Here is a 24,593-nt window from a genome sequence, read left to right as displayed (position 1 = left end):
GTCCGCCGAGCGGTCACGTTCTGCGGCTTCCGAGCCCGTCGTTCCGACGTGTCGCGACCACTCGGGCGGCCCGATCGGCGCGTCGAGCATCAGCCGAGCCGCTGCAGCGCCCGCTCGCGACGTGCGGCCACCCGCGAACCGGACTCCTTGCGGGCCATGCGTCCGAGCACGACGGGCGCCGAGATGAGCCCGGCGATCGCCCACCCCCCGAGCACGACCGCGGTCTCGACCGGCCGCCACGAGCCGCCGATCTCGACGACGACCGCCGAGTCGGGCAGGAGCGCCGAACGCATGCCGAGACCGAGCCAGCAGACCGGGAACACCTGGGCGATCCCCGCCAGCCAGGCCGGCAGCGCGGTGATCGGGGCGAAGATGCCCGAGATCGCGATGAGCGCGAGCACCGGCAGCGACAGGTAGCCGGCGCCGCGGGAGCTCGACACGAGCGACCCGAGCACCGCGCCGATGCTCTGCGTCGCGACCAGGCCGAGCAGCACGACCCACGCGAACGTCAGCCAGGAGCCCGGGCGCCCGAGCGCGAGCCCGTCGACGAAGAACAGCCCGGGCACCAGCACGATCGTGACGTACGCGAGCACGGTCGCCGAGATCTGCACGAGCTTGCCGACGAGGTATGCCGGGATGCCGTTCGGCGTGATCTTCGCTCGCAGCACCGATCCGTCCTCACGGTCGGCCGCGAGTTGCTGCACGACGAGCAGCATGCCGAGCGCCACGAACATGCCGAGGGCGCCCGGCAGGATGAACGTGTCGAGCGTGTAGCCGTCGCCGATCTGCACGTCGCGCACGAGGAAGATCGCGACGAGCGTCAGCAGGGGCCAGAGCAGCTGGCCGATCAGCTCGGCACCGCTGAACGCCTGCCGGAGTTCGATGCGTCCTCGTACGAACCCGGCCCGCGCGGCGATCGCCGAGACGCTCATCGGTTCGCCTCCGCGAGGTCGCGCGGGCCGTCGGTGCCTCCGGACGCTGCGCCGGATACTCCGCGCGATTCGGCGGCCGCCTCGGCCGCCTGCACGAGCGCGAGGTAGGTGTCCTCGAGCGAGGCGCGCCGGATCTCGAGGTCGGCGATGCCGCGCCCGTGCTGCTCGAAGAGCTGTCGGGCGAAGGCCGTGGAGTCGCGGACGTGGTGCGTCATCGACTGCCCCTCGAACGTCCACCGCACCTCGTCTTCGCCCACGATGCGCCGTGCCAGGTCGTCGGAGGTACCGTCGGCGACGATCCGCCCGTCGGTGAGGATCGCGATGCGATCGGCGAGCTGCTCGGCCTCGGAGAGGTCGTGCGTGGTCATCAGGATCGTGGTGTCGAGCTCCTGCGCGATCCGCCGCACGAGGTCGTGGAAGTCGCGTCTGGCCTGGGGGTCGAGCCCGGCCGTGGGTTCGTCGAAGAAGACCAGCTCGGGGCGTCCGACGAGGCCGATCGCCACATCGAGCCGGCGGCGCTGGCCTCCGGAGAGCGACTTCAGCATGCGGTCGGACTGCTCGGCGAGCCCCACCGCGGCGAGGAGCTCGCCCACCGGCCAGGGGCGGATGATGGAGTCGGTCGAGTACGGCGCGGCGAGCGAGCCCTGGTACTCGAGCAACTCGCGCACACACCACTTGGCGTGGTCGCGCCACGACTGCAACACGACGCCCACACGGGCGCGCCACCGCTCGTCGGCCTGCGCGGGGTCGATGCCGAGCACCTCGACACGCCCGGCCGATCGGCGGCGCAGGCCCTCGAGGATCTCGATCGTGCTGGTCTTGCCCGCGCCGTTCGGGCCGAGCAGGGCCAGGACCTCGCCGCGGCCCACCTCGAAGGACACGTCGCGAAGCACCTCGTGCGCGCCGTAGCGCATCTGCAGGCCGTCGACCGCGATCACGGGCCGCGCACCGTCGAGGCGGTCGGGGGTGCTCATCGAAGCGCCTCGAGCCTGGTGATGAGGGCGGCACGATCGACGCCCGCGTAGGCGAGCGCACGCGGAACCGTGCCGACCTCGGCGCGGAGCACGCCGACGAGCGCATCGGCGACGGCGAGTCGCTCGCGCTCGGCCCTCGGTCGGCCGCGACGGGCACGGAAGTTCGCGCGACTCAGGGACTCGCGGATCGACGCGCCCCAGCCTGGCCGGGCGTCACGCACGGCGCGCAGGCGCTCGTCGGCGACCGGCTCGACCCCGGCGGAGGCCAGCGAGTTCGCGCGTTCGACCCGGAGCGCCTCGTCGATCGCGCCGTGGTCGAGGCCGACCTCGGCGAGCGTCGCCGAGGCGAGGTCGCCGCTGGCCGCAATGGAGAGCAGGAGGTGCTCGGACTCCACCTTCGTCGCGCCGCGCCGGGTCGCCTCGTCGATCGCGCCGAGGACGACGCCCTTCAGGGTCGGCCCGAGTTCGTCGTGCACCAGTTCAGGCATTGCCGCGCCTCCTCAGTTCGATTCCCGCATGCTCGAGTCGCCGGTGGTGCTTCTTGTGCACGGCCTGGCGGGTGACGCCGAGGGCCTCGGCGACCTGGGTCCAGCTCCAGCCCTCGCGCATCGCGCGTTCGATGGCGGCGTCTTCGAGCTGGTCGGCGAGATCACGCAGTGCGACGACGGCGGCGAGGTCGGAGGCCTCGGCTCCGGTGGGGTCCGGGCTCGTCGTGGGCGGCGGTGGCGGCGGTGGTGGCGGCGGGTTCATGTAAGCAACCTATGTTGCTTACATGACTTTGTCAACCAGAGTTGCTCAACCGTGATCGGATGCCGCGGCATCCGACCGCGCTACTCCCCCGACGCGCCCGAATCGCCCCAGAACGCCACGAGCGCATCGGTGATCGCCGCCCGCACGTCGCCATCGGGAATCGTCGCGACGCCGTCGCCCGGCTGCACGCCGTAGTTGCCGAAGCTCGCGTGGTTCGCGCCCTCGATCTCGACGTAGGTCGTGTCGGCCGGAACCAGGTGCGCGGCGCCCTCGATCTTGTCGGGCGTGCTGAGCCCGTCTTCGCTGCCCGAGATGCTGAGCACGGCGAGGTCGGTGCCGCTCACGTCGTTCGCGCAGTACGAGCCGAAGAACACGAGGCCGGCGACCTCCTCGCCGTCGGCCGCCATCATGCACGCACGCACCCCGCCGAGCGAATGCCCGCCGACGTACCACTCGTCGACGTCGGGCGCGTGGCTCGTGAAGGTGTCGAGCGGGCGCTGGTCGAAGAAGGCGAGGTTCAGCGTGGGCTTCGTGATGACGACGGTCGTGCCGGTCTCGGCGGCGGCGTCGACGAGCTTCGCCAGGTAGGCGTACGGGTCGACCTTCGCCCCGGGAATGAACACGAGGCCGCGATCGGATGCCGCGTCGACGGGGGTCATCACGACCGAGTCGTCGAACGACTCGATGCTCACCCGGTCGTCCGTCCACGCCTCGAGGGCCGCAGGCCGTTCGCCCTGCATGACCGTGTTCGCCCACACGAGGAAGCCGACGACGAGCAGCACGAACACGGTCAGCACCGCGAGCAGGATCCGGATGACGCGGCGCCCGGTCGATCGTTCGTGTGCTGGCTCGTGCTCGGCGGCGTTCGTCATACCCCGAGTCTCGCAGTTCGGCCGCGGCGACGCGTGCGACTTTCGGACGGTTCGGCGTCGACGAGCTCGACGTCAGTGGCGCTCGACCATGTTGCCGTCGCCCGTCACGCGTACCGGTTGCGGGTCGTTGCCGGCTTCGACGCCGTTGTCGTCGCCGGCGATCTCGACCGATCCGACGGTCTCGGCCTCGAGGTCGTTCTCGTTGCCCGCGATCACGATCGACGCGATGGTGGTCGCCTCGACGTCGTTGTCGTCGCCCTTGATCGTGACGGCGCCCACACCGGAGCCCGAATCGACCTCGTTCGCACGACCCTCGATGCTGAGCTCGGTGGTCGCCCCCATGCGCACGTCGAGGCCGTTGCCGCGCACGATGACCTCGGCGCAGTCGCCGACGACCTCGTACGCCACGCGCTCGCCGTCGAGCGTCACGCTCGACGCCTCCGCGCACGAGACCTGCTCTCGGCCGCCGGCGCCCGCCCCATCGCCGGAGCCACTGGAGCCGTCGCCCCCGCCCTGGCCGCCGGGCGGCCCGACGCATCCGGCGAGCAGCAGGATTCCGGTAAGTCCGAGCAGTGTCCCCACAGGTGCGCGCATGTCATCCCCCCGAGCCCAGCATAGACAGGCGACCGCGCCGCGCTCCAGCCCCGGAACGTCGCCGGTAGGCTCGTGCCGTGCACACCGACCCCGGCGAGTCCCCCCGCGTGCGCGTGCTGGGCCCGATCTCGGTCGAGGGCCCCGACGGCAGCCGGGTCGAGCCTCCCGGCGCGCTCGCGAAGGCGCTGATCGCCGTGCTCGCGGTACTTCCGCGGGCCGCCGGCGGCGGGGTCGGGGTCGAGGCGATCGTCGACGAGATCTGGGGCGACGCACCGCCGCGCAACGCGAAGGCGGCGCTGCAGACCCTCGTGAGTCGCCTGCGTTCCACGACGGCCGATGGGCTGCTGCGCTCAGTGCCCGGCGGGTACGCGCTGGGGGTGGAGGCCGACCAGCTCGACCTCTCGCTCGCCGCCCGGGTGTCGACGGATGCCACGGCGAGCCCCGCAGCGATCGATGCGGCCCTGGCCCTCTGGCGCGGCGAGCCGGGCGCCGATCTCGGCGGGGCGCCGATCGCCGAGGCACTCGTCGACCGCGCATCCGCTGCCAGGTCCGCGCTGCTCGAGCGGCGTGCACGGCTGCGCGGCGAGGCCGGCGATCACGCCGGCGCCGCGGCAGACCTGGCCGCACTGCTCGGCATGCAGCCGTTGAACGAACGACTGATCGCAGCCCGGCTGCGCGAGCTCGCGGCATCCGGTCGGCGGGCCGAAGCCCTCGCGGCATTCGCGGGATTCCGCGAACGCCTCGCCGACGAACTGGGCGCATCCCCTTCGGCCGAGCTCGTGACCCTGAACGCCGAACTTCTGCAGGACGAGGCACCCGACCTGTCCGACGCCACGACGGCACCGGCGCAGCGGCGCCGCATCGGCGTACGCGCGGCTCCGAACGCGCTGATCGGCCGCGACGCCGACGTCGAGGCTGTCGAGCGCGCGATGGCCGAGCACCGGCTCGTGACGATCCTGGGACCTGGCGGCCTCGGCAAGACCCGACTCGCGCAGCAGGTCGCCCTACGCTCCGATGCGCCCGCCGTCATCGTGGTCGAGCTCGCGAGCGTGCGCACCGACGACGACGTGGCCCTCGCGCTGGGCTCGGCCCTCGGCATCCGCGAGGCGAGCGCGAGCCAGCGACTCGGCGAGGCCGCCATGACGCGACGCGACGCGCGCTCGCGCATCGTCGAGCAGCTCGCCGAGCGGCCCACCCTGCTGGTGCTCGACAACTGCGAGCAGATCGTCGAGGGCGTCGCGACGTGGACGGCCGAGCTGCTCGCCGCCGTGCCGACCCTGCGCGTGCTCGCGACCAGTCGCAGTCCGCTCGCGATCGGCGCCGAGCAGGTGTACCCGCTCTCGACGCTCGCGGCCGGCGAACCCGATGCCGAGCCCGGCCCGGCCGCCCGCCTGTTCCTCGAGCGTGCGAGGTCGGCCCGCCCCGCGGCGTCCCTCCCCCTCGACGTCGTGCAGCGCCTCTGCGACCGACTCGACGGGTTGCCGCTCGCGATCGAGCTGGCCGCGGCCCGCGTTCGCTCGATGAGCGTCGAGCAGATCGAGGCGCGACTCGCCGACCGGTTCACCCTGCTCGCGCGCGGCGACCGCTCGGCGCCCGAACGCCAGCGCACGCTCGCCGGGGTCATCGAGTGGAGCTGGGCCCTGCTGACGCCGGCGGAGCAGGCCGCGCTGCCGAGGCTCGCCTGGTTCGTCGACGGGTTCGGCGCGGAGGCCGCCGAGGCCGTGCTCGGCACCGCCGACGCCGTCTGGGTGCTCGACGGGCTCATCGCCCAGTCGCTGCTCGCCGTGGCCGACGACGCGCTCGGGCAGCCGCGGTTCCGCATGCTCGAGACCGTGCGCGAGTTCGGGCAGCTGCGGCTCGCACCCGAGGAGCGCGACGACGTCGCCGCGGCGATGGCCGACTGGGCCTCGGCGTTCTCCCGACGCGCGCTCGCGCATGTGCGAGGGCCGGCCCAGTTGCGCACCTTCGCGTCGATCGCGATCGAGCAGGACAACCTCGTCGCCGTGCTCCGCCGGGCGATCGAGCGCCGCGACGCCCCCACCGTCACCTCGGTGTTCGCGACGCTCGGCTACTTCTGGACCGTCAGGAGCGCCCACTCCGAGATCCTCGGCCTCAGCGACGCCGTGCTCGAGGCGACCAGGGGCACGCGACCGGATGCCGCGACGAGCGAGGCGGCGACGCTCGGCCTGATCCTCATCGCCGGCACGAACTTCGCCGCGGACACGCCCGTCGGCCTTCGCGCCCTCGCCCGGCTGCGCGCCGTCGCGAAGCTCGGGCTCGCGCGAGCGCCGTGGATCGACGCGATCACGCAGTTCCTCCTCGCGATGCCCGACTTCGAGCTGGCCGGCCGCCTGATCGCCGCGATGACCGAGTCCGACGACCCCGAGACCGCCCTGCTCGCCAACATCCTGCAATCGCAGTTCACCGAGAACGAGGGCGAACCGGGCCAGGCCGCAGAGTACGCCCTGCGCACGCATCTCCTCGCCGAGCAGGTCGGCGACGCGTGGGCCTCCGCGATGTCCGCCCTCATGCTCGCCGAGCTCGCCGGCCAGCGCGGGGCTTCCGACGAGGCGCTCGAATGGGCGACCGAGGCGCGCGCCGGCATGGTGCGGCTCGAGGCGACGCAGGACCTGATGCAGATCGACTGGATGATCACGAGCCACCTGATCTCCGCCGGCCGGCTCGACGAGGCCGAGGAACGGCTCGTGGCGCAGGCGGCCGACGACCGCGTCACGAGCGACGGGATCCCGCACGCGATGACGGCCAGGCTCGGACTCGTCGAGGTCGCCCGACTCCGTGGCGAGACCGCGCTCGCGTTCGCGCGGGCGCCCGAGGTGATCGCGCAGTTCGCGCAAGGGCGCCAGCGATCGTCGCCGTGGTACCAGATCGCGCTCGCCGCGGTCGTCGCGGGCGGCGTGCAGTCCGGCTGGCCGGAGCCCGCCCTCGCGGAGTGGGCCGAGCTCATGCGGCGGCGAGCGGTCGCGGCGCTGCGCGTTCGAGGCGACGTCTTCACGGATCGCCCGGTGCTCGGCACGGTCGCCGCCGGCTGGAGCGCGTGGGCGGTGCGGCATCCGTCGCTGTCGGATCGAGCCGTCGAGTCGTTCGCGCTCGCCGAGGTGCTGCACTCGCGGCAGGACCTGCCCGCGCTGCGCCTCGAGAACATCGCCGCGGTCATCGCCGAGCACGCGGGCGCCGAGCGCCTCGCCACGGCGCGCGCCGCGGCATCCGTGCTCTCGAACACCGAACGCACGGAACGGGCTCGCGCGTTGATCGCGGAGCCCGTTCCCGGGGTGTGACGGCGCCGACCTCGGCCTGCACTGGCGTCACGCCTTGCGCATGTACGCCTTCACGGTGAGCGGCGCGAAGACCGCGACGATGACGGCCGCGCCGAGGAGCGAGAGCCAGGCGTCGCCGCCGAACGTGCCGGCGTCGAAGAGCTCGCGCACCGCGGTGACGAGGTGCGAGACCGGGTTGATGTCCACGAACCACTGCAGCCAGTCGGGCATGGTGTCGGCCGGCACGAAGGCGTTCGAGAGGAACGTCAGGGGGAACAGCACGAGCATCGAGATGCCCTGCACGCTCGAGGCGGTGCGCGCGATCACGCCGAAGAAGGCGAAGATCCAGCTGATCGCCCACGAGCAGGCGATCACGAGCACGGCGCCGCCGACGACGCCGCCGAGCCCGCCCTCCGGCCTGAGCCCCATGATGACGCCCATGGTGATGGTGAGCGTCGTCGCGATGAGGTAGCGCACGGTGTCGGCGAGCAGCGCACCCGAGAGCGGCGCGATGCGGGCGATGGGAAGCGAACGGAACCGGTCGAACACGCCCTTGTCCATGTCCTCGCGCAACTGCGTGCCGGTGACGATCGACGTCGTGATCACGGTCTGCACCAGGATGCCCGGGATGATGATCGGCAGGTAGCTCTGCACGTCGCCGGCGATGGCGCCGCCGAAGATGTACGTGAACATCAGGGTGAAGATGATCGGCTGCAGGGTCACGTCGAACAGCTGCTCCGGCGTGCGCTTGATCTTCAGCAGGCCGCGGTAGGCCATCGTGAACGTGTGCGAGATCGTCTCGGGGATGGAGACGCGGTTCCTGAGCGAACGCTCGACGCCCGGGGTGATCGGCGACGCGGTGGTCGCCTTCGGCGAAAGCGTGGTGGTCATGCTCGGCTCCCTTCGAGCGCGGCGGATGCTGCGGACTCGGCGTCGTCGGTCTCGACGCCGTGGCCGGTGAGGGTGAGGAACACCTCATCGAGCGTGGGCTTCTGCACACTCATCTCGGCGAGGTGGATGCCCTCGTCGCGGAGCGTCACGAGCAGCTCGGTGACGAGGTCGGGGTTGTTCATCGGCGCGGTGATCCGGCCGGCCTCGGGCGAGACGGAGGCCGTGACGCCGAGGACGCGCTGGATCGCGACGCGCACGTCATCGGCGTCCGACGCGCTCGCGAGCCGCAGCTCGAGCGTGGACTCGCCGACGGAGGCCTTGAGCTCGTTGCCCGTGCCCTCGGCGACGACCCGTCCACGGTCGATGACCGCGATGCGGTCGGCGAGCTGGTCGGCCTCGTCGAGGTACTGGGTCGTCAGCAGCACCGTCGAGCCCGATGAGACGAGGCGGCGGATGGTCTCCCACATCTGGATGCGGGTGCGCGGGTCGAGGCCCGTGGTCGGCTCGTCGAGGAAGATGAGGGGCGGCTGCGCGATGAGGCTGGCTGCGAGGTCGAGGCGACGGCGCATGCCTCCCGAGAAGTTCTTCAGCGGACGCTTGGCGGCGTCGGTCAGCCCGAACTCCTCGAGGAGCTCGGCGGACTTGCGCCGCGCGGCGGCTCCGCTCAGGCCGTGCAGCCGCGAGAAGAGGTAGAGGTTCTCGGTCGCCGAGAGGGTCTCGTCGACCGAGGCGTACTGGCCGGTGACGCCGATGAGCTGGCGCACGACCTGGGACTCGCGCTGCACGTCGTGGCCGAAGATGCGGGCGCTGCCGCCGTCGGGTCGCAACAGGGTCGCGAGCATGGAGATCGTGGTGGTCTTGCCGGCGCCGTTGGGGCCGAGCACGCCGTAGACGGTGCCGGTCGCGACGCGGAGGTCCACGCCGTCGACGGCGCGGTTGGATCCGAAGGTCTTCACGAGGCCCTCGGCCTCGACGGCCCAGCCGCGCCCGGCGGTGGTGTCGTGTGAAGTGAATGTGGTCATGTCGACCATGCTCCGCGCCGGCGCTCACACGGCGCTGTCGCGGCGCTGACATGCGCAGACATGGTCTGTGAGCGCAGACGAGGGGACGGGCCCCGCCGTCCTGGCGGAGCCCGTCCCGTCGATGCGCTGCTGGTGCGCGGGTCAGCCGCCGAGCGCCTGCTGCCACTCGATGAGGTCGGCGATCTTCTCGACGAGCTCGGCGTCCTGGATGCCGTGCGCCTTGCCCTTGGCCTGCTTCAGCACGTGGCTCGCACGTGCGTGATCGCCGGCGTCGGCCGCGGCCTCGGCGGTCACGAGGTACGCCGTGACGTCACCGGCGAGCTTGGCGTTCTTCTTCGAGTCATCAGCGAGATCCGCGAGGATCCCGTCGACCTCGGGGAACGTCACGCAGTCTCCGCCACCGGTGACCTTGCCCGCGGTCCACTCGATGCCGCCGAGGATGTGCTCGAGGAAGAGCGGGTCGCTCCAGGAGACATCCGTGTGTCCGGCGCCCTCGTACCAGGAGCGACCGCCCTCGAAGTTCTGGCACCACGCGATCGGGTGGTCGGCGCCCATGGCGCCGTTGCCCGGGTTGTAGGTGGACTCGTCGAGCGTGATGAGCACGTGGACGTCGTCACGCGGGTTGGTCGTGAAGTTGTACCACTCGTCGAAGCGCTGCCACGCGGCGGGCAGCATCGTCGTCGACGGATGCCCCGGGCTCTCGACCCGCATCGTCGCGGTCTGCTGCGCCGGGTGGTTGCGGAAACGCGCGCTGCCGCCCGTGAGCTCGCTGTACCAGGGCACCGTGTGCATCGAGTCGGTGGCCGCGTGGAGGCCCACGTAGCCGCCGCCCCCGCGGATGTACCCCTGGAACGCCCCGAGTTCGGTGTCGTTCAGCAGGCGCGGCCGGTTCGGGTCGAGGTTGTTCGTCGCGTCGACCGGCGAGGCGAAGATGATCGTCTCGTACTTGGACAGGTCGGCCGCGGTGGTGAACGGTGAGCTTGTGAGCGTGAGCGCGGGCTGGCCGGGCGAGTTGCCCTGCGGCGGATCCCACACGTCGACGCCGAACCCGTGCTCCTCGCCGAGGGCGATGATCGCGAGCGTGGTGTCGTCGATGTGCGAGTGGCGGAAGCCGAGGGTCTCCCCGACGACGAGCACCTGGTACTCGTCGTCAGCGGCGTTCGCCGGAGCCGCGGCGATGCCGAGGCTGAGCGTGACGCCGACGGCGCAGAGCCCCGTGACGGCTCGTTGGACGTGTTGCTTCATAGGTCGTTCTCCCCTTCGAGTGGACCGTGCATGAGCTGACCGTTCGCCGCTCGGGCGGATCGGCCGAATATGTTGCCTTAAGCGACATATCCACAGGGACGAGACTATTCGGCGCCCACGATGGATGTCAACGGGTGCCCGGCAATACCCGCGCCATTGGCATCCAGCTTTCGCCGAAACTTCAGCAGAAGTGAAGATCGGCCGACGGCGGTATCCACGCGCGGGTTCCGCGACGATCGGACCGACCACGCAAGATCCATGCACGCTCCCGGCGAATGCGTGCACGGTCTGCGGCGTACCCTTGAACCCGTGACAGCGTTCGTCTCTGCCCTCGATCTCTTCTCGATCGGGATCGGCCCCTCGAGTTCGCATACCGTCGGCCCCATGCGGGCGGCCAGGGCCTTCGCCGAACGACTCGTCGACGACGGCCTGCTCGAGCAGGTCGACCGGGTCACGTGCACGCTCTTCGGCTCGCTCGGCGCGACCGGGCTCGGCCACGGCACGCCCGATGCCGTCGTCGCCGGGCTCCGCGGGCTCCGACCCGACGACTGCGATCCCGACGACGTGCGCAACGCGTGGACCGCGCTCGGCGAGGGCGCCGACGTGCAGCTCGCGGGTCGGCATCCGATCACCATGTCGAGCGAAGACGTGGCGTTCGCCCCGCGCACCCGCCTGCCCGGGCACCCGAACGCGCTGACGCTGCAGGCCTGGCACGGCGACGACGCGCTGCCGCTCGTCGAGGAGACGTACTACTCCGTGGGCGGCGGGTTCATCCGGCGCGACGGCGACGCCCCGCAGGAGTCGGAGGTCGTGCGTTATCCGCTCGCGTACTCCACGGCGGCCGAGTTGCTCGAGCTCTGCGAGGAGCACGACGTGTCGATGTGCGACATCGTGCGGTCGAACGAGGTCGCCCTGCACGGCGAGGCCGGCATCGACGCCGGGCTCGACGCGATCTGGGCGGCGATGGCCGTGTGCGTCGAGCACGGCCTCGACACCGGGGGCACGCTGCCCGGCGGCCTCAAGGTGAAGCGCCGCGCCCCCGACGTTCGACGGCGCCTCGAGCAGTACGAGCGCGACGAGGCCGCGCATCCGGGCGCCCGCGACACGTCGACCGAGTGGCTGCACGCGTTCGCGCTCGCCGTGAACGAAGAGAACGCGTCGGGCGGGCGCGTCGTCACCGCGCCGACGAACGGCGCCGCGGGCATCATCCCCGCGGTCGGCCACTACTACCTGCGTTTCGTTCCCGGTGCGGATGCCGCCGGCATCCGCCGCTACCTGCTCACGGCCGCGGCGATCGCGTCGCTCGTCAAGCGCAACGCCTCGATCTCGGGCGCCGAGGGCGGATGCCAGGCCGAGGTCGGATCCGCGTGCGCGATGGCCGCCGGCGCGCTCTGCGCGGTGCTCGGCGGCACGCCCCGCCAGGTCGAGAACGCGGCCGAGATCGCCATGGAGCACCACCTCGGCCTCACCTGCGACCCGGTCGGCGGGCTCGTGCAGGTGCCCTGCATCGAGCGCAACGCGATCGCGTCGTCGACGGCGGTCTCGGCCGCGCGCCTGGCCCTGCACGGCGACGGCACGCACCTCGTGTCGCTCGACACGGTCATCGAGACCATGCGCCAGACGGGCATCGACATGAAGTCGAAGTACAAGGAGACGAGCCTCGGCGGGCTCGCCGTCAACGTCGTGGAGTGCTGACCGGGCCGCGCAGGCGGTGTCGCGCGCTGCGCGGCCCGAGTCGGTCCGCCCGCTGAGGGGTCGGCACCGCAGGGTTCAGCCGCCGGGGCCTCAGCAGGCGCAGGTGATGCCCGTGTCGATGGTCGTGACGGATGCCGCGGCGCCGGTCGTCGCGTCGGCCCCCGTGAGCCCGGCGGGCGCGACGTTCGTGAGCGCGTCGGGCACCCGCTGGGCGAGCCCGTCGGCCGTGTCGAACGCGAAGCCCTCTCGCACCCAGTACTCGAAGCCGCCGATCATCTCCTTCACCGGGTAGCCGAGCGTCGCGAATTCGAGCGCCGACTTCGTCGCGCCGTTGCAGGCGGGGCCCCAGCAGTAGACGACGACCGGGGTGCCGATCGGAACCACGGATGCCGCGCGCAGGCCGATGTCCCGACGCGGCAGGTGCACGGCGCCGGGCACGTGCCCCTGCGCCCAGGCGGCGTCGTTGCGGGTGTCGATGAGCACGAACGGCTCGCCGTCGGCGAGGGCGCCGTGCACGTCGGAGACGTCGGCCTCGAAGCCGAGTCGTCCACGGAAGTGCGCGATCGCGTCGAGCGACGGGGCGACGTGCTCGAACAGGGTGGCGGTGGCCGTATCTTGCGTCATGCGTCGATGCTGCCATCGAGCGGCCGCTCGGCGCTCATGAAATCCGGACGCCGACCCGCGACATCCGGCCATCGCCATGCGGCCGTGCCTCGAGAACAGGCCCGTGCCTCGAGAACAGAGTGCGGCGACCGGACCTGCACCGGAACAGGCGTCGAACCGGCGCGTCGGGCGCCAACGCCTGTTCCGGGGCGCGGATGATCAGGCGGGCGTGAGGAACGCGGTCGCCGCCGCCGCGAGCGCGGCCAGGTCGTCGACGTGCGAGAGCTCACGGGCCGAGTGCATCGACAGCAGCGGCGTGCCGACGTCGACCGTGCGGATGCCGAGGCGCGTCGCGCTCAGCGGCCCGATCGTCGAACCGCACGGGATCGCGTTGTTCGACACGAACGGCTGGAAGCGCACGCCCGCCTGCTCGCACGCCCGCGCCCAGAGCGCCGAGCCGTGCGCGTCGGTCGCGTACTTCTGGTTCGCGTTCAGCTTCAGCAGCGGTCCGTCGCCGAGGTGCGGGCGGTTCACGGGGTCGTGGCGCTCGGGGTAGTTGGGGTGCACGGCATGGCCCGCGTCGGACGAGAGCAGCCACGACGAGGCGAACGCACGACGGCGGTCGTGCTCATCGGCGCCGAGGCCGCCGGCGATGCGCGCGAGCACGTCGACGAGGAACGGACCGCTCGCGCCCGAGCGCGACTCGGAGCCGAGCTCCTCGTGGTCGAACGCGGCGAGCACGCTGACATGGTCGGATGCCGCGTCGTCGCCGGCCGCGAGCAGCGCCACGAGTCCGGCGTGCACCGAGGTCAGGTTGTCCTGGCGCCCGGCGGCGAAGAACACGTCGTCGAGGCCGAAGCGCGTCGGCGCGGCCGTGTCGGCCACGAGCACGTCGTGCCCCGCGATCTCGTCGGCGTGCAGGCCGGCGATGCCCGCGAGGTGCGCGAGCACGTCGCCCGCGGCGCCCGAACCCCAGATCGGCTGCAGGTGTCGCTGGCGGTCGAGCGTGAGGCCCTTGTTGACCTCGCGGTCGAGGTGGATCGCGAGCTGCGGGATGCGCAGCAGCGCGCCCGTGCGCACGAGGTGCTCGGTGCCGTCGGCCGTCACGAGGCGTCCGGCGAGTTCGAGCTCGCGGTCGAGCCACGAGTTCAGCAGCGGGCCGCCGTAGACCTCGACGCCGGCCTGCAGCACGCCCTCGGAGCTCGTCGAGGCGCCGGGCTTCAGCTTGAACGAGGGCGAGTCGGTGTGCGCGCCGATGATGCGGTACGGGCTCGTCGCGGTCGCGGCCTCGGGCTGCACCCAGGCGATGACGGCGCCGTCGCGCACGACCACGCGGCGACCGGGGCCGGCCGGCCACTCGTCGCGCTCGTCGAGCCGCTCGAACCCCGCGGCGACGAGGCGATCGGCGACGGCGACCGCCGCGTGGTACGACGACGGCGATTCGCGGATGAACGCGGAGAGGTCTTCGATGTGGGCGTCACGGTCAACGAGGGGCATGGGTCAATCCAACACCGCGGATGCCGCCGACGCGAACCGAGCGGCCATCCCCCGCCGTGCGAGGAGGCGCCCCGGCGCCGTCACGAGACCGGCGTCGGGCCGGCACGACGGTCAGGCGAAGCGCACGCTCTGCTGCAGGCGCGTGCGCACCTCCATGACCTCGGCGCCGCCGATGAACGGGGATCCGGGGATGCCCTCGCGGATCGCGCTCGCGACCCGCGACGCGCGCGCGAGCACGACGACCGCACCGCGGTTGGTGCCGCCGACCTGCAGCGGCTCCTCGGCGAACTCGTCTGGCACGACGACGATGAGCCCGGTCGGCTTGACCTTCGCGGCGCGGCCGATGGACTTCGCGCGGGCGGCGAGCGCGCGGATCGGCCGCTCCCCCGCGAGCGCCTCGCCGATGAGCTCGCCCCGGCGGAAGCGCACGGGCCCGCCCCAGTCCTCGGACTGGATGGCGAACAGGCCCGTCGGGCCGAGCACGAGGTGGTCGAGCTTCGGGGGCAGGCCGTGCCCCGCGGCATCCGTCGCCACGTCGTGCCAGACCGTGAACGCGATGCCGAGCGTCGAGAGCGATCGGGCCGTGGCCTCTTCGGCGAGCGCGTCGGCGAGGAGGTGCCGGATCTCGCGGGGAGCTCGACGAACGAGCGTCGGGTCGTACGGGTCGGGGATCTCGTCGCCGAGGCCGACCCATTCGCGGATGCCGTCGAGATAGCGCTGCCGGGTGAGCCCGCCCGGGTGGCCGTACGAGCGGGCGAGCGGACGCGAGTCGCGAGGCGGGCGCGGCGGCGCCGGGGCCCAGGTCGCCCGCGTGGGCTCGGCCATGGACTCGGCGCCGCGGCCTCCCCGGTCGAACGCGGCCCGCGCGGCGGGCGTGCCGACGAGGATCCACGCGCGCTGCACGGCATCGAACTGCGTCGTCGATCCCCCGGTGTCGGGGTGCGCGTGCCGGAGCGCGCGGCGGTACGCGCGGCGGAGTTCGTCGTCGTTCGCGTCGGCGCGGACGCCGAGCACCTCGTACGGTGAGGCGGAGAGCGGACTGTCGGGCATGGGCTCGCTTTCGTCGTGCGCAGACGAGACTACCGCCGACCGACTGCGAGACGGCCGCGCCCGACGCAGGCGCGGCGCGTGGCGCGGCCTGCCGCCGGACAGCGCGAGGGCCGGCCTCCCCGAGTTCGGGAGACCGGCCCTCGACGGGTGGATCAGGCGATCAGCCGACGGGCACGACGGCCGACGACCCCTTCACGATCGTCTGGTAGCCGCTGAGCGTGCCCGTGACCAGGACGGAGACCGCCGTGCCCTTCTGCGCCGTCGCGAGCTGGTAGGTCGACGCGGTCGCACCCGGGATCGCGGTGCCCCCCGCGTACCACTGGTACGTGAACGCCGTGCCGGTCGTCCAGGTGCCGGTCTTGGCAGTGAGCGTCGAGCCGACCTTCGCCGTGCCCGAGATCGTCGGCGTCGCCACCGTCGCGACCTTCGGCGTCACCTCGGACGTCTTCGTGATCGTCGGATACCCCGACAGGGTGCCCTTCACCGCGACGGTGATCGTCTTGCCGGCGTGGGCAGTCGTGAGCGTGTAGGTCGACGAGGTCGCACCCGAGACCGCCGCACCGTTCACGTACCACTGGTACGTGAACGTCGTGCCGGTCGTCCACGTGCCGGTGTTCGCCTTCAAGGTCGACCCGACTGCGATCCACTCCGAGATCCACGGCGTGGCGACCGTCGCGACCTTGGCCGTCGCAGCCGACGTCTTCGTGATCGTCGGATAGCCCGACAGCGTGCCCTTCACCGCGACCGTGATCGCTTTGCCGGCCTGCGCGCTCGTGAGCTTGAACGTGGACGCCGTCGCACCCGAGATCGCCGTGCCCGAGGCGTACCACTGGTACGTCAGCGCGGTGCCGGTCGTCCACGTGCCGGTCGTCGCCGTCAGCGTGGATCCGACGGCGAGGGTGCCGGAGATCGTCGGCGTTGGGGCCGTCGCGACGGTCACTGTCGCAGCCGACGTCTTCGTGATCGTCGGGTAGCCCGACAGCGTGCCCTTCACGTCGACCGTGATCGTCTTGCCCGCCTGCGCGCTCGTGAGCTTGAACGTCGATGCCGTCGCACCAGCGATCGCCGTGCCCGACGCGTACCACTGGTACGTGAACGTCGTGCCCGTCGTCCACGTGCCCGTCTTCGCCGTCAGCGTTGAGGCGACTTCGGCGGTTCCCGAGATCGTGGGCGTCGCGACCGTTGCGACCTTCGCCGTCGCCGCCGAGGTCTTCGTGACCGTGGCGTAGCCCGACAGCGTGCCCTTCACGGCGACCGTGATGGCCTTGCCCGCCTGCGTCGACGTGAGCTTGAACGTCGACGCCGTCGCACCCGAGATCGCGGTGCCCGAGGCGTACCACTGGTAGGTCAAGGCGCTGCCGGTCGTCCAGGCGCCGGGAGTCGCGGTGAGCGTCGATCCGACGGCCGCCGTGCCGGCGACGGTCGGGGTGGTCGCGGTAGCGACCTTCGCGGTCGCGGCCGACGGCTTGACGGCACGCGTGTTGCCGCCGAGCTTGCCCGTGACAGTGACCGAGATCGTCTTGCCCGCCTGAGCGCTCGTGAGCTTGAACGTCGATGCCGTCGCACCACTGATCGCGGCGCCCGAGGCGTACCACTGGTAGGAGAGCACGGTGCCCGAGGTCCAGGTGCCGGTCACGGCCGTGAGCGTCGAGGCGACGGCAGGGGTGCCCGAGACCGTCGGCGTCGGGGCCGTGTAGCCGTCGGCCTGGGAGGGGCCGATACCTGCGCTGCGCCCGGTCGCGGGCTCGTACCCCGCCAGCGTGCCGGTCACGAGGACCGCGACGAGTCGACCCTGCTGCGCCGAGGTGAGGACGAACGTCTTGCCGGTCGCGCCGGCGATGTTCGCGCCGGAGGCGGTCCACTGGTACGTGAGCGTCGTTCCCGTCGGCCAGGTGCCCGGCACGGCGGTCAGGGTCGCGCCGGTGACCGTGGTGCCCGTGATCGACGGCGTAGCGGCCGTGATGAGCCCCTTCGAGATCGTGCCGACCTGGATGACGTCGGTCGCCGAGACGTACCCCGCCTTCTCACCGACGAACCGGACGCTGATGGAGGCGCCGACGACGGCCGCGGTCGGGGTGTAGGTCGACGACGTCGCGCCGGCGATCGCCGTGCCGTTCGCGAGCCACTGGTACGAGACCGTGTCGGGCTGCGTCTCCCAGGTGCCGGTGACCTGGAGCACCGAGCCGACCTGACGCGATCCGGCCACGTTGAGGCTGGGCGTGACCAGCCCCGCGGAGACGTCCGCGTCGAATCCCGTGAGCGCGCCCCCGGCGACCTCGATGCGCGTCGCCGAGGCGAGGTCGGCCTGCAGCTTCCAGTACTGGTCGCGGTAGGTGCCGGTGTTGAATTGCAGCGTGTATGTTCCGACCGCGAGCCCCGAGATCTCGTACGGGCCGTTCGCTGCGAGGTTCTGGTATCCCGCCTGCGACCACTGACCGCTGCTGTCGAGTCGCCAGGCGATCACGTTCGCGCCGGACGCCGGGACTCCCGAGAGCACGCCGGCGATCGATCCCGCCTGCGCGAGCGTCGCGTCGATGCCGGTGAGCTGCTGTCCGGCGGTGAGCGTCACGGTCTTGGCGGAGGCGAAGTCGACAGCTCCCCCGTACCACCCGGGCAGCACGGACGGCTCGTTCCAGGCGCGGAACTCGAGCTTGTAGGTGCCGGCGCCGAGACCCGAGACGACGAAGTCGCCTGCGGGCGTGATGGATCCGCCCATCGAGCTGTTGTCGACGGAGGCTTCGAACACACCGACCGAGAGGCCGGCCGTTGCCGGGTCGATACCGGCCGGCAGCGTGATGTGGCCCGAGATGCTCCCGGTTCCACTGGGGATCGCGGCGTTGGCCGGGGCGGCGGAGATGCCGACGCTTGCGAGCACGAGCGCGATGACCGCGCCGAGGACGGCCCAGGCTCGTGGTCGTCTGGTCACGAGGATGTTCAAGCGATGCCTCCCAGCATGCGACGCCCCGACCCGCCCCGGCGCGGGCACGAGGGCGGAACGGGTCGCTTCTGCCGGGACGATGGACATCATCACACGAGAGCCGGTCGAATTGGCATGGGGAGCGCTCCCCTGTGGCTCCCGGTGGCTACTCCGCGAAGCGCAGCATCCCGTCGTCGACGAGGGCGCGCACGGCGGGCAGCAGCTCGGCGGCGAGCGCGGCCGCGTCCACCTCGAGCAGGTGCGCGATGGCCGCGATGATCTGCCCGACCTCGAGGTCGCCGTCGCAGGCGCCGACGAGGGCCGCGAGGCCGGTGTCGAGCGTGATGGCGCGGCCGAACCCGCCGCCCTGGCGCAGCACCATCGCCGTCGGGTTCTCGTCGCCCGGCCAATGGTGGCGTTCCTCGGTCACGTCGGGCGCGACGACGAGCCTGGTGCGGGCGAGCTCGACGTCGTCGAGGCCGGCGAGCACGTCGTGCGCGGCGAGGCACTCCGACAGGTGCGAGCCGAGGGTCGCCCCGTCGCCGCCGAGCGGGCCGTGCAGGCGTTCCAGGCGCGACAGGCGAGGGGTGTCGGATGCCGCGGGCCGCCGCAGCAGCACGTAGCCGAAGCCGACCTGGCGCACGCCGCGGTCGGCGAAGTCGTCGAGCCAGGCGTCGTAGAGCCGGTCGAAGCGTTCACCCGGCAGGGTGCCGCCGTCGCGGATCCAGGTCTCGGCGTACTCGGTGACGTGCTGCACCTCGCGCTCGATGATCCAGTGGTCGAGTCCGCTCCGGCCGACCCAGTCGGCGACCCGGTCGAAGGCGTCGGCGCGGCCGCGGTACTCCCAGTTGCCGAGCAGTTGCGCGACGCCGCCCGGTGCGAGGTGCGCGCCGACGCCCGTGATGACGGCCTCGACGATGCCGTCGCCGACCATGCCGCCGTCGCGGTAGTCGTACTCGGGCACGCCCTCGCGGCGCGGGGTGATGACGAACGGCGGGTTCGAGACGACCCGGTCGAAGCGTTCGCCGGCGACCGGTTCGAAGAGGCTGCCGAGGCGGAACTCGACGCCGTCGATGCCGTTCAGCTCCATGTTCATGCGGGCGATCTCGAGGGCGCGTTCCGAGATGTCGGTCGCGACGATGCGCCGGGCGAACCGCGACGCGTGCATCGCCTGGATGCCGCATCCGGTGCCGAGGTCGAGCACGCTCGCCGCGGCATCCGGGATCATCAGGCCCGACAGCGTCGACGAGGCGCCGCCGATGCCGAGCACGTGATGCTCGCCGAGCGCGTGGCCGAGCGCGAGTTCGCCGAGGTCGGAGACGACCCACCACTGCCCGGCGCCGTGCGCGTCGGCGAACGCGTACGGGCGCAGGTCGAGCCTGGCCCGGATGTCGCGGGCCGGCGCATCGGCGTCGGCCGTCGCCGCGTCGCGGGTGTCGGTCGGTGCGGGACCGACGAGCCCGAGCGCGATCGCCCCGTCGACGCCGAGCAACGGCAGGGCGTGCTCGAGCTCGTCGCGCCGAACCGGCAGCCCGAGCACGAACAGCTCGGCGAGGGTCGCCAGGTCGGCGGATGCCGCGTGCTCGGCGCGCCGGGCGTCGAGCACGCGTCGGGCGGGCACGCGTTGCCCGCGGTGCAGTGCTGCAGCAGCCTCGGCCCCCCACAGCGACTCGAGCGCCGCGACGTGGAACCGTGCGGAGTCGAGGTCGGCGCGGAGCCGCCCGAGCAGTTCGCCGCGCACCTCAGCCGTCGCGGTGCCGAGGCGGTCGGGGTCGGATCCATCGTGCGCGTCCATCCGTCCATTCAAGCGCACGCCCTCGCGCCGCCGTGCGGAGGGCGGCCCGCCTGCACCACCCGGCGGGAGCGGCGTCGCGGACGCACGGTGCCCGACATCGGGCGTCACGCACGTGTCATCCGTTGGCCATCTGGGGTCATGCCCCGTAACCCGCGCGACACACGGCCCCCGTAGCGTTGGTTACGATCTAGACAGCGAGGGGAGGTCGCCATGACACACGCGACGACGCTGGAGAACCTGCGGCAGGACGCCCGCGACGAGCTCTCGGCGCTCATCGAACTGCGATGCCGTCTGGGCGAAGACCCGTGGGTCTTCCTGCCCGACCTGCCGTCGGTCGACGAGCAGGTGGTCGCGACGCTCCGCGAGGAGCGCATGCATTCCGATCGCTGGAACACGGCTCGGGCGCGGGCCTACCACCCCGCCGCCCGCGAGGGCGACGTCGAGAAGTTCGAGTTCGAGCTGCTCCGCGAGATCGCGCTCGAACTGCCCGAGCTCAGCGCCGCGGTGTGGAAGATCCTCGATCGGGTGCCGTCGGCCTGGTAGTCCCGGCGTCTGCCGCCCGGCGCTGCACGCGCATCCAGGTGATGAACCCCAGGATCGTGAACGCACCGTAGAACAGGTAGAGGAACGCCGAGGCGTAGTAGCCGGCGCTGATCAGCAACGGCACGCCGACGAGGTCGACCGCGACCCAGATGAGCCAGAACTCGGTCCACCCCTTGGCCATGCCGTAGGTCGCGAGCAGCGATCCCATGAAGATCCACGCGTCGGCCCACACGGGCTCGAACGAGCCGAGCGCCCGGAAGATCGGGGTGAGCGCGAGCGTGCCGCCGACCATGCCGAGGCCGAGCAGCACGCGCACCTTCCATGTCGCCCAGCGGGGTTCGACCGGGGGCGTGTCGCCGCCGCCCGCACGCTGGTGCTGCGACCACCGGATCCAGCCGTAGACCGACACGATGATGAACATGACCTGGCGCGCGGCCTGACCCAGCAGGTTCACGGGGTTCGGGGTGTCGAACACCGCGCCGAGGAACACCGTGAACAGCAGCGCGTTGCCGACGATGCCGACGGGCCACGCCCAGATCTTGCGCCGAAGGCCGCCGAGTGCGCTCGCGAGGCCGAAGAGGTTGCCGACGATCTCGCGCCAGAGGATCACCTGGTCGCCGATCACGAGCTGGGCGTCGAACAGCCACTCGATGGGGTTCACTAGGCGGCGCTCGCCGAAGCCTCGGTCGCCGATGCATCGGTTCCGGATGCCGCGGGTCGGCCGTTCCTCGCCCGCAAGCGCAGCACCAGGCCGGCGATCGCCCGCCATCCGAGCAGCAGCAGCGCGAGCGTGAGGGTCGCCACGATGATGAACGCCACCGCGGTGCCCTGACCGGATGCCGCGCGCAGCAGCATGCCGACGACGACGGTCGCGACCCACACGATGACCCCGGTCGGCCACACCGCGATCGGGCGACGCCAGGCGCGCGCCGCCGTCCAGCCGAGCATGGCGCCCACGAGGAACGGCCACGCGGTGCCCCAGAGTCCGGCGGGGTCGAGCGCCTCGCCGTGGCTGCTGCGGCCGATGACCGCGAACACGACGACGAGCACGGCGTCGAGTGCGGCGGCGAGCGCGATCGTGCCGGCGCCGGTCGACCGCGGCGCGTGCGAGGGTGAAGTCACGCCCTCATCGTACGGTGGGCGCGGCCATGGTTCCTCTCCGGCCCGCGGGACTTCCGCCCCCGTGGACCGGCGCAACAACGCAACAACGCAACAACGCAACAACGCAACAACGCAACAACGATTCGAGGACGAACCCCGGCGCCACGAGCACACCGCTCGCGACCGCCCGGGCGTTCCGACCGGCGATGCGGGAGACTGGCCTGGTGCCCGTCATCACTGCTGTGCCCGGCGACATCACGACCCAGGACGTCGATGCGATCGTGAACGCCGCGAACCGCGCCATGCGCGGAGGCGGCGGCGTCGACGGCGCGATCCACCGGGCGGGCGGGCCGGCGATCCTCCGCGACTGCATCACCCGGTTCCCCGACGGACTCGCGACGGGCGACGCCGGGTGGACGACGGCGGGCGAGCTGCCGGCGCGCTGGGTGATCCACACGGTCGGCCCGAACTTCGCGGCCGGTGAGCGGGATCGATCGTTGCTCGTCTCCTGCTACCGGCGAGCGCTCGAGGTCGCCGACGACCTCGGTGCGCGCACGGTGGCGTTCCCGCTCATCAGCGCGGGCGTCTATGCCTGGCCGCTCCACGACGCCGTCGCGGCAGCCGTCGAGACGATCGCGTCCGCGAGCACGCGCGTCGACGCCGTCAGGATCGTGTGCCGTACCGACGACGCCCACCAGCACGTGATCGCTGCGCTCGACGCCCGCCGCGCCGGCTGAGTCGACCAGGCGGTCGGCGACGCGAAGACGTCGGTCGCCTCAGCGCGCGAGCGCGGCGAGCGCGTCGGCGGCCTGCACGGGCAGGGCGCAGACGAACGACTCGCAGCGGTACGCCGTCGCCTCGCCGCCCACGGCGGCGCGCGCCTCGAAGAGTTCGAAGCCCGCATCTGCGAACGCCCGCGCCTGCGACTCGGTGACGATCGCGGTGACGGATGCCGCGTGCCGACGGGTCGCGTCGACGAGCTCGATCTCGGGGTCGAACGCGGGCTGGAACCCCTCGCCGAGCACGGGATCGAACACGGTCGTGGGCTCCGCGAACGGATCGGACTCCGCCGCGCGCTCGGCCGGATCGGCCGAGGCCTCGACCGCGGCATCCGGAACCACCGTGACGAGTTGCACGAGCGGGGCGTCGAGCCGCGCCATGAGTGCGAGGGCGCCGCCGAACGCGATCGGACGCTGCACCGCGATGCCGGCGACGGTCTGCATGGCGCGACGCGCGGCATCGAGGTATCGGTCGCCGGCGCCGAGTGCGGCGAGCCGCCACGCGGCATCGGCGCACGAGGTGAGCCCCGACGGCGTCGCGCCCTCGGCCGGGTCCTCGGGGAGGGCGAGCCCGCGCGCGGCGAGCACCGGGTCGGCGCCTCCGGGCGGCGCGAACCGCCCATCGTCGGCGAGCGCGCCGTCGACGAGCGTTCGCGCGGTCACGGCATACGACGCCTCCCCCGTGGCGAGCGCGAGGTCGATGAGCCCGCCGGCGAGCATGCCGACGTCCTCGAGCGTCGCGACCGCCTCGGAGACCTCGCCGCCGAGCGAGGCGCGCACGAGCATGCCGTCGGGTCGGAGGTGCACGGCGAGCACGTGGGCGGCGGCCCGGGTGGCCCCGCCGAGCGCGGCCGCGCCCTCGGGCCCACCCTCGACCGCGGCGAACCGGGCCAGCGCGCCGATCGCGAGGCCGTTCCACCCCGCGAGCACCTTGTCGTCGAGCGCGGGCGGCGGCTGCGACATCCGCTCGTCGCGTGAGAGGGCGTAGTACCCGCCCTCCGTGCGCACGCCGTCGACGTCGCTCTCGGAATCCTGTGCGCTCGCGAATCCGCCGGAGGGCAGCTGCATGACGTCGCGCAGGAAGGCCGCGACGCCCGACGCGATCTGCTCGATGCCGCCGGAGCCGCCGTCGCCGGTCATGAGCTCGGCGAGCGCGCGGAGCAGCAGCGCGTTGTCGGTGAGCATGCGTTCGTAGTGCGGTTCGCTCCAGTCGGCGCGCGTCGCGTAGCGGAAGAACCCGCCCTCGACGGGGTCCAGCAGCGGCGAGGCGCCCATCGCGAGCAGGGTGCGCTCGGCGAGCGCCCGACCCGCATCCGCCGACCCCACCCCACCGGCTCCACCGGAGGCGACCCCGGAGGCGACCCCGGAGGCGACCCCGGAGGCGACGAGGAAGTCGAGCACCGGCGCGACGGGGAACTTCGGCGCCCCGCCGAATCCGCCGTGCACCGCGTCTTCGTCGGCCGCGAGCAGCGCGACCGCAGAGGCCAGCTGCGCCGCCCCCGGCAACGCCCCCTCGGTCGACGCGACGGATGACGCGGCCAACGCATCGGCGACGGCCGCGGCGGTGTCGTCGAGCTCGCCGCGGCGATCGCGCCAGGCCTCCGTCACCGCCACGAGCACGTCGACGAACGACGGAACGCCCTGCACGGCGCGCGGCGGAAAGTACGTGCCCGCGTAGAACGCCCGCCCCTCGGGCGTCGCGAACGCCGTGAGCGGCCAGCCGAGCTGCTTCGTGAACGCCGAGGCCGCGGCGAGGTAGCTCGCGTCGACGTCGGGATGCTCTTCACGGTCGACCTTGATCGCCACGAAGTGCTCGTTCAGGTACGCCGCGACGGCCGGGTCGCTGAAGCTCTCGCGCGCCATGACATGGCACCAATGGCACGTCGCGTACCCGATCGACACGAGCACGGGCACGTCGCGTTCGCGCGCGGCCGCGAACGCCTCCTCGCCCCACGGGTACCAGTCGACGGGGTTGCCGGCGTGCGAGCGCAGGTACGGGCTCAGCGCGGCGGCGAGCCGATTCATCGGGCGCCCGCCGCCGGGAACCCGCCATGACCT

General features: G+C 72.4%; 21 protein-coding genes. 4 read left to right on the top strand and 17 right to left on the bottom strand.

The window, feature by feature from the left end:
* Positions 1–89: 89 nt before the first annotated feature.
* From ASE68_RS06525 to ASE68_RS06500, 6 genes are all read right to left on the bottom strand, one after another.
* The gene (locus ASE68_RS06525; RefSeq protein WP_055856458.1) at positions 90–932 is read right to left on the bottom strand and encodes an ABC transporter permease; all 843 of its coding nucleotides are present in this window, start codon (positions 930–932) and stop codon (positions 90–92) included.
* On the bottom strand, positions 929–1,906 hold the full coding sequence (locus ASE68_RS06520; RefSeq protein ID WP_055856455.1) for an ABC transporter ATP-binding protein: 978 nt from the start codon (positions 1,904–1,906) through the stop codon (positions 929–931). Before ASE68_RS06520 ends, ASE68_RS06525 begins: the two co-directional genes overlap by 4 nt.
* Entirely contained in the window at positions 1,903–2,394 is a 492-nt protein-coding gene (locus ASE68_RS06515) for a Clp protease N-terminal domain-containing protein (protein WP_055856453.1), read from the bottom strand. The genes ASE68_RS06520 and ASE68_RS06515 overlap by 4 nt, the downstream gene beginning before the upstream one ends.
* Positions 2,387–2,656 (bottom strand): helix-turn-helix domain-containing protein, encoded by a 270-nt coding sequence (locus ASE68_RS06510; protein WP_055856450.1) that lies wholly within the window; start codon positions 2,654–2,656, stop codon positions 2,387–2,389. Before ASE68_RS06510 ends, ASE68_RS06515 begins: the two co-directional genes overlap by 8 nt.
* Positions 2,657–2,736: 80 nt before the next feature.
* On the bottom strand, positions 2,737–3,528 hold the full coding sequence (locus tag ASE68_RS06505) for an alpha/beta hydrolase (protein ID WP_055856446.1): 792 nt from the start codon (positions 3,526–3,528) through the stop codon (positions 2,737–2,739).
* 72 nt (positions 3,529–3,600) lie between these two features.
* Positions 3,601–4,122, bottom strand: coding sequence for a DUF3060 domain-containing protein (locus ASE68_RS06500; RefSeq protein WP_157421570.1), 522 nt, complete (start codon positions 4,120–4,122; stop codon positions 3,601–3,603).
* Positions 4,123–4,199: 77 nt separating this feature from the next.
* Between ASE68_RS06500 and ASE68_RS06495 the strand changes: the two genes are divergently transcribed.
* On the top strand, positions 4,200–7,418 hold the full coding sequence (locus tag ASE68_RS06495; RefSeq protein WP_055856442.1) for a BTAD domain-containing putative transcriptional regulator: 3,219 nt from the start codon (positions 4,200–4,202) through the stop codon (positions 7,416–7,418).
* 27 nt (positions 7,419–7,445) lie between these two features.
* On the opposite strand, the gene ASE68_RS06490 is transcribed toward ASE68_RS06495, so the two are convergent.
* The 3 genes from ASE68_RS06490 to ASE68_RS06480 form a co-directional block, all read right to left on the bottom strand.
* The gene (locus ASE68_RS06490) at positions 7,446–8,288 is read right to left on the bottom strand and encodes an ABC transporter permease (RefSeq protein WP_055856439.1); all 843 of its coding nucleotides are present in this window, start codon (positions 8,286–8,288) and stop codon (positions 7,446–7,448) included.
* Positions 8,285–9,310, bottom strand: a complete 1,026-nt coding sequence (locus tag ASE68_RS06485) for an ATP-binding cassette domain-containing protein (protein WP_055860857.1) — start codon at positions 9,308–9,310, stop codon at positions 8,285–8,287. The genes ASE68_RS06490 and ASE68_RS06485 overlap by 4 nt, the downstream gene beginning before the upstream one ends.
* A 141-nt stretch (positions 9,311–9,451) precedes the next feature.
* Positions 9,452–10,555: a ThuA domain-containing protein gene (locus ASE68_RS06480; RefSeq protein ID WP_055856436.1), complete on the bottom strand. Its 1,104-nt coding sequence runs from the start codon at positions 10,553–10,555 to the stop codon at positions 9,452–9,454.
* Positions 10,556–10,864: 309 nt separating this feature from the next.
* Here ASE68_RS06480 and ASE68_RS06475 point away from each other — a divergent pair, with 309 nt between their 5' ends.
* Positions 10,865–12,250, top strand: coding sequence for an L-serine ammonia-lyase (locus ASE68_RS06475; protein WP_055856434.1), 1,386 nt, complete (start codon positions 10,865–10,867; stop codon positions 12,248–12,250).
* A gap of 90 nt (positions 12,251–12,340) precedes the next feature.
* Here the strand turns inward: ASE68_RS06475 and ASE68_RS06470 are convergent, their stop codons facing one another.
* The 5 genes from ASE68_RS06470 to ASE68_RS06450 all read right to left on the bottom strand — a co-directional run bounded on the left by ASE68_RS06470 (position 12,341) and on the right by ASE68_RS06450 (position 20,112).
* Positions 12,341–12,874: a rhodanese-like domain-containing protein gene (locus tag ASE68_RS06470; RefSeq protein ID WP_082462077.1), complete on the bottom strand. Its 534-nt coding sequence runs from the start codon at positions 12,872–12,874 to the stop codon at positions 12,341–12,343.
* Positions 12,875–13,072: 198 nt separating this feature from the next.
* The gene (locus tag ASE68_RS06465; RefSeq protein ID WP_055856431.1) at positions 13,073–14,350 is read right to left on the bottom strand and encodes a M18 family aminopeptidase; all 1,278 of its coding nucleotides are present in this window, start codon (positions 14,348–14,350) and stop codon (positions 13,073–13,075) included.
* 111 nt (positions 14,351–14,461) lie between these two features.
* Positions 14,462–15,400 carry a DnaJ domain-containing protein gene (locus tag ASE68_RS06460; protein WP_055856429.1) on the bottom strand — a complete coding sequence of 313 codons (939 nt, stop codon included), beginning with the start codon at positions 15,398–15,400 and terminating at the stop codon, positions 14,462–14,464.
* Positions 15,401–15,560: 160 nt separating this feature from the next.
* The gene (locus ASE68_RS06455) at positions 15,561–18,326 is read right to left on the bottom strand and encodes a hypothetical protein (RefSeq protein ID WP_157421569.1); all 2,766 of its coding nucleotides are present in this window, start codon (positions 18,324–18,326) and stop codon (positions 15,561–15,563) included.
* A 157-nt stretch (positions 18,327–18,483) separates the two neighbouring features.
* Positions 18,484–20,112 carry a methyltransferase gene (locus tag ASE68_RS06450; RefSeq protein ID WP_082462076.1) on the bottom strand — a complete coding sequence of 543 codons (1,629 nt, stop codon included), beginning with the start codon at positions 20,110–20,112 and terminating at the stop codon, positions 18,484–18,486.
* A 210-nt stretch (positions 20,113–20,322) separates the two neighbouring features.
* Here ASE68_RS06450 and ASE68_RS06445 point away from each other — a divergent pair, with 210 nt between their 5' ends.
* Positions 20,323–20,655 carry a hypothetical protein gene (locus tag ASE68_RS06445; RefSeq protein ID WP_055856424.1) on the top strand — a complete coding sequence of 111 codons (333 nt, stop codon included), beginning with the start codon at positions 20,323–20,325 and terminating at the stop codon, positions 20,653–20,655.
* Here ASE68_RS06445 and pnuC read toward each other — a convergent pair.
* Positions 20,606–21,316 (bottom strand): nicotinamide riboside transporter PnuC, encoded by a 711-nt coding sequence (gene pnuC, locus ASE68_RS06440; RefSeq protein WP_055856421.1) that lies wholly within the window; start codon positions 21,314–21,316, stop codon positions 20,606–20,608. The genes ASE68_RS06445 and pnuC overlap by 50 nt on opposite strands.
* Complete coding sequence (locus tag ASE68_RS06435) at positions 21,316–21,777, bottom strand: DUF3054 domain-containing protein (RefSeq protein WP_055856418.1); 462 nt, start codon at positions 21,775–21,777, stop codon at positions 21,316–21,318. The genes pnuC and ASE68_RS06435 overlap by 1 nt, the downstream gene beginning before the upstream one ends.
* A 203-nt stretch (positions 21,778–21,980) precedes the next feature.
* Between ASE68_RS06435 and ASE68_RS06430 the strand changes: the two genes are divergently transcribed.
* A complete protein-coding gene (locus tag ASE68_RS06430; RefSeq protein WP_235480773.1) occupies positions 21,981–22,493 on the top strand; it encodes an O-acetyl-ADP-ribose deacetylase in 513 nt (170 codons plus the stop codon).
* 39 nt (positions 22,494–22,532) lie between these two features.
* On the opposite strand, the gene ASE68_RS06425 is transcribed toward ASE68_RS06430, so the two are convergent.
* Positions 22,533–24,560 (bottom strand): thioredoxin domain-containing protein, encoded by a 2,028-nt coding sequence (locus tag ASE68_RS06425; RefSeq protein WP_055856411.1) that lies wholly within the window; start codon positions 24,558–24,560, stop codon positions 22,533–22,535.
* Positions 24,561–24,593: the final 33 nt, after the last annotated feature.

This window comes from Agromyces sp. Leaf222 (genome assembly GCF_001421565.1).
Lineage (GTDB): Bacteria > Actinomycetota > Actinomycetes > Actinomycetales > Microbacteriaceae > Agromyces.
This window is presented reverse-complemented; position numbering and strand designations above follow the sequence as displayed.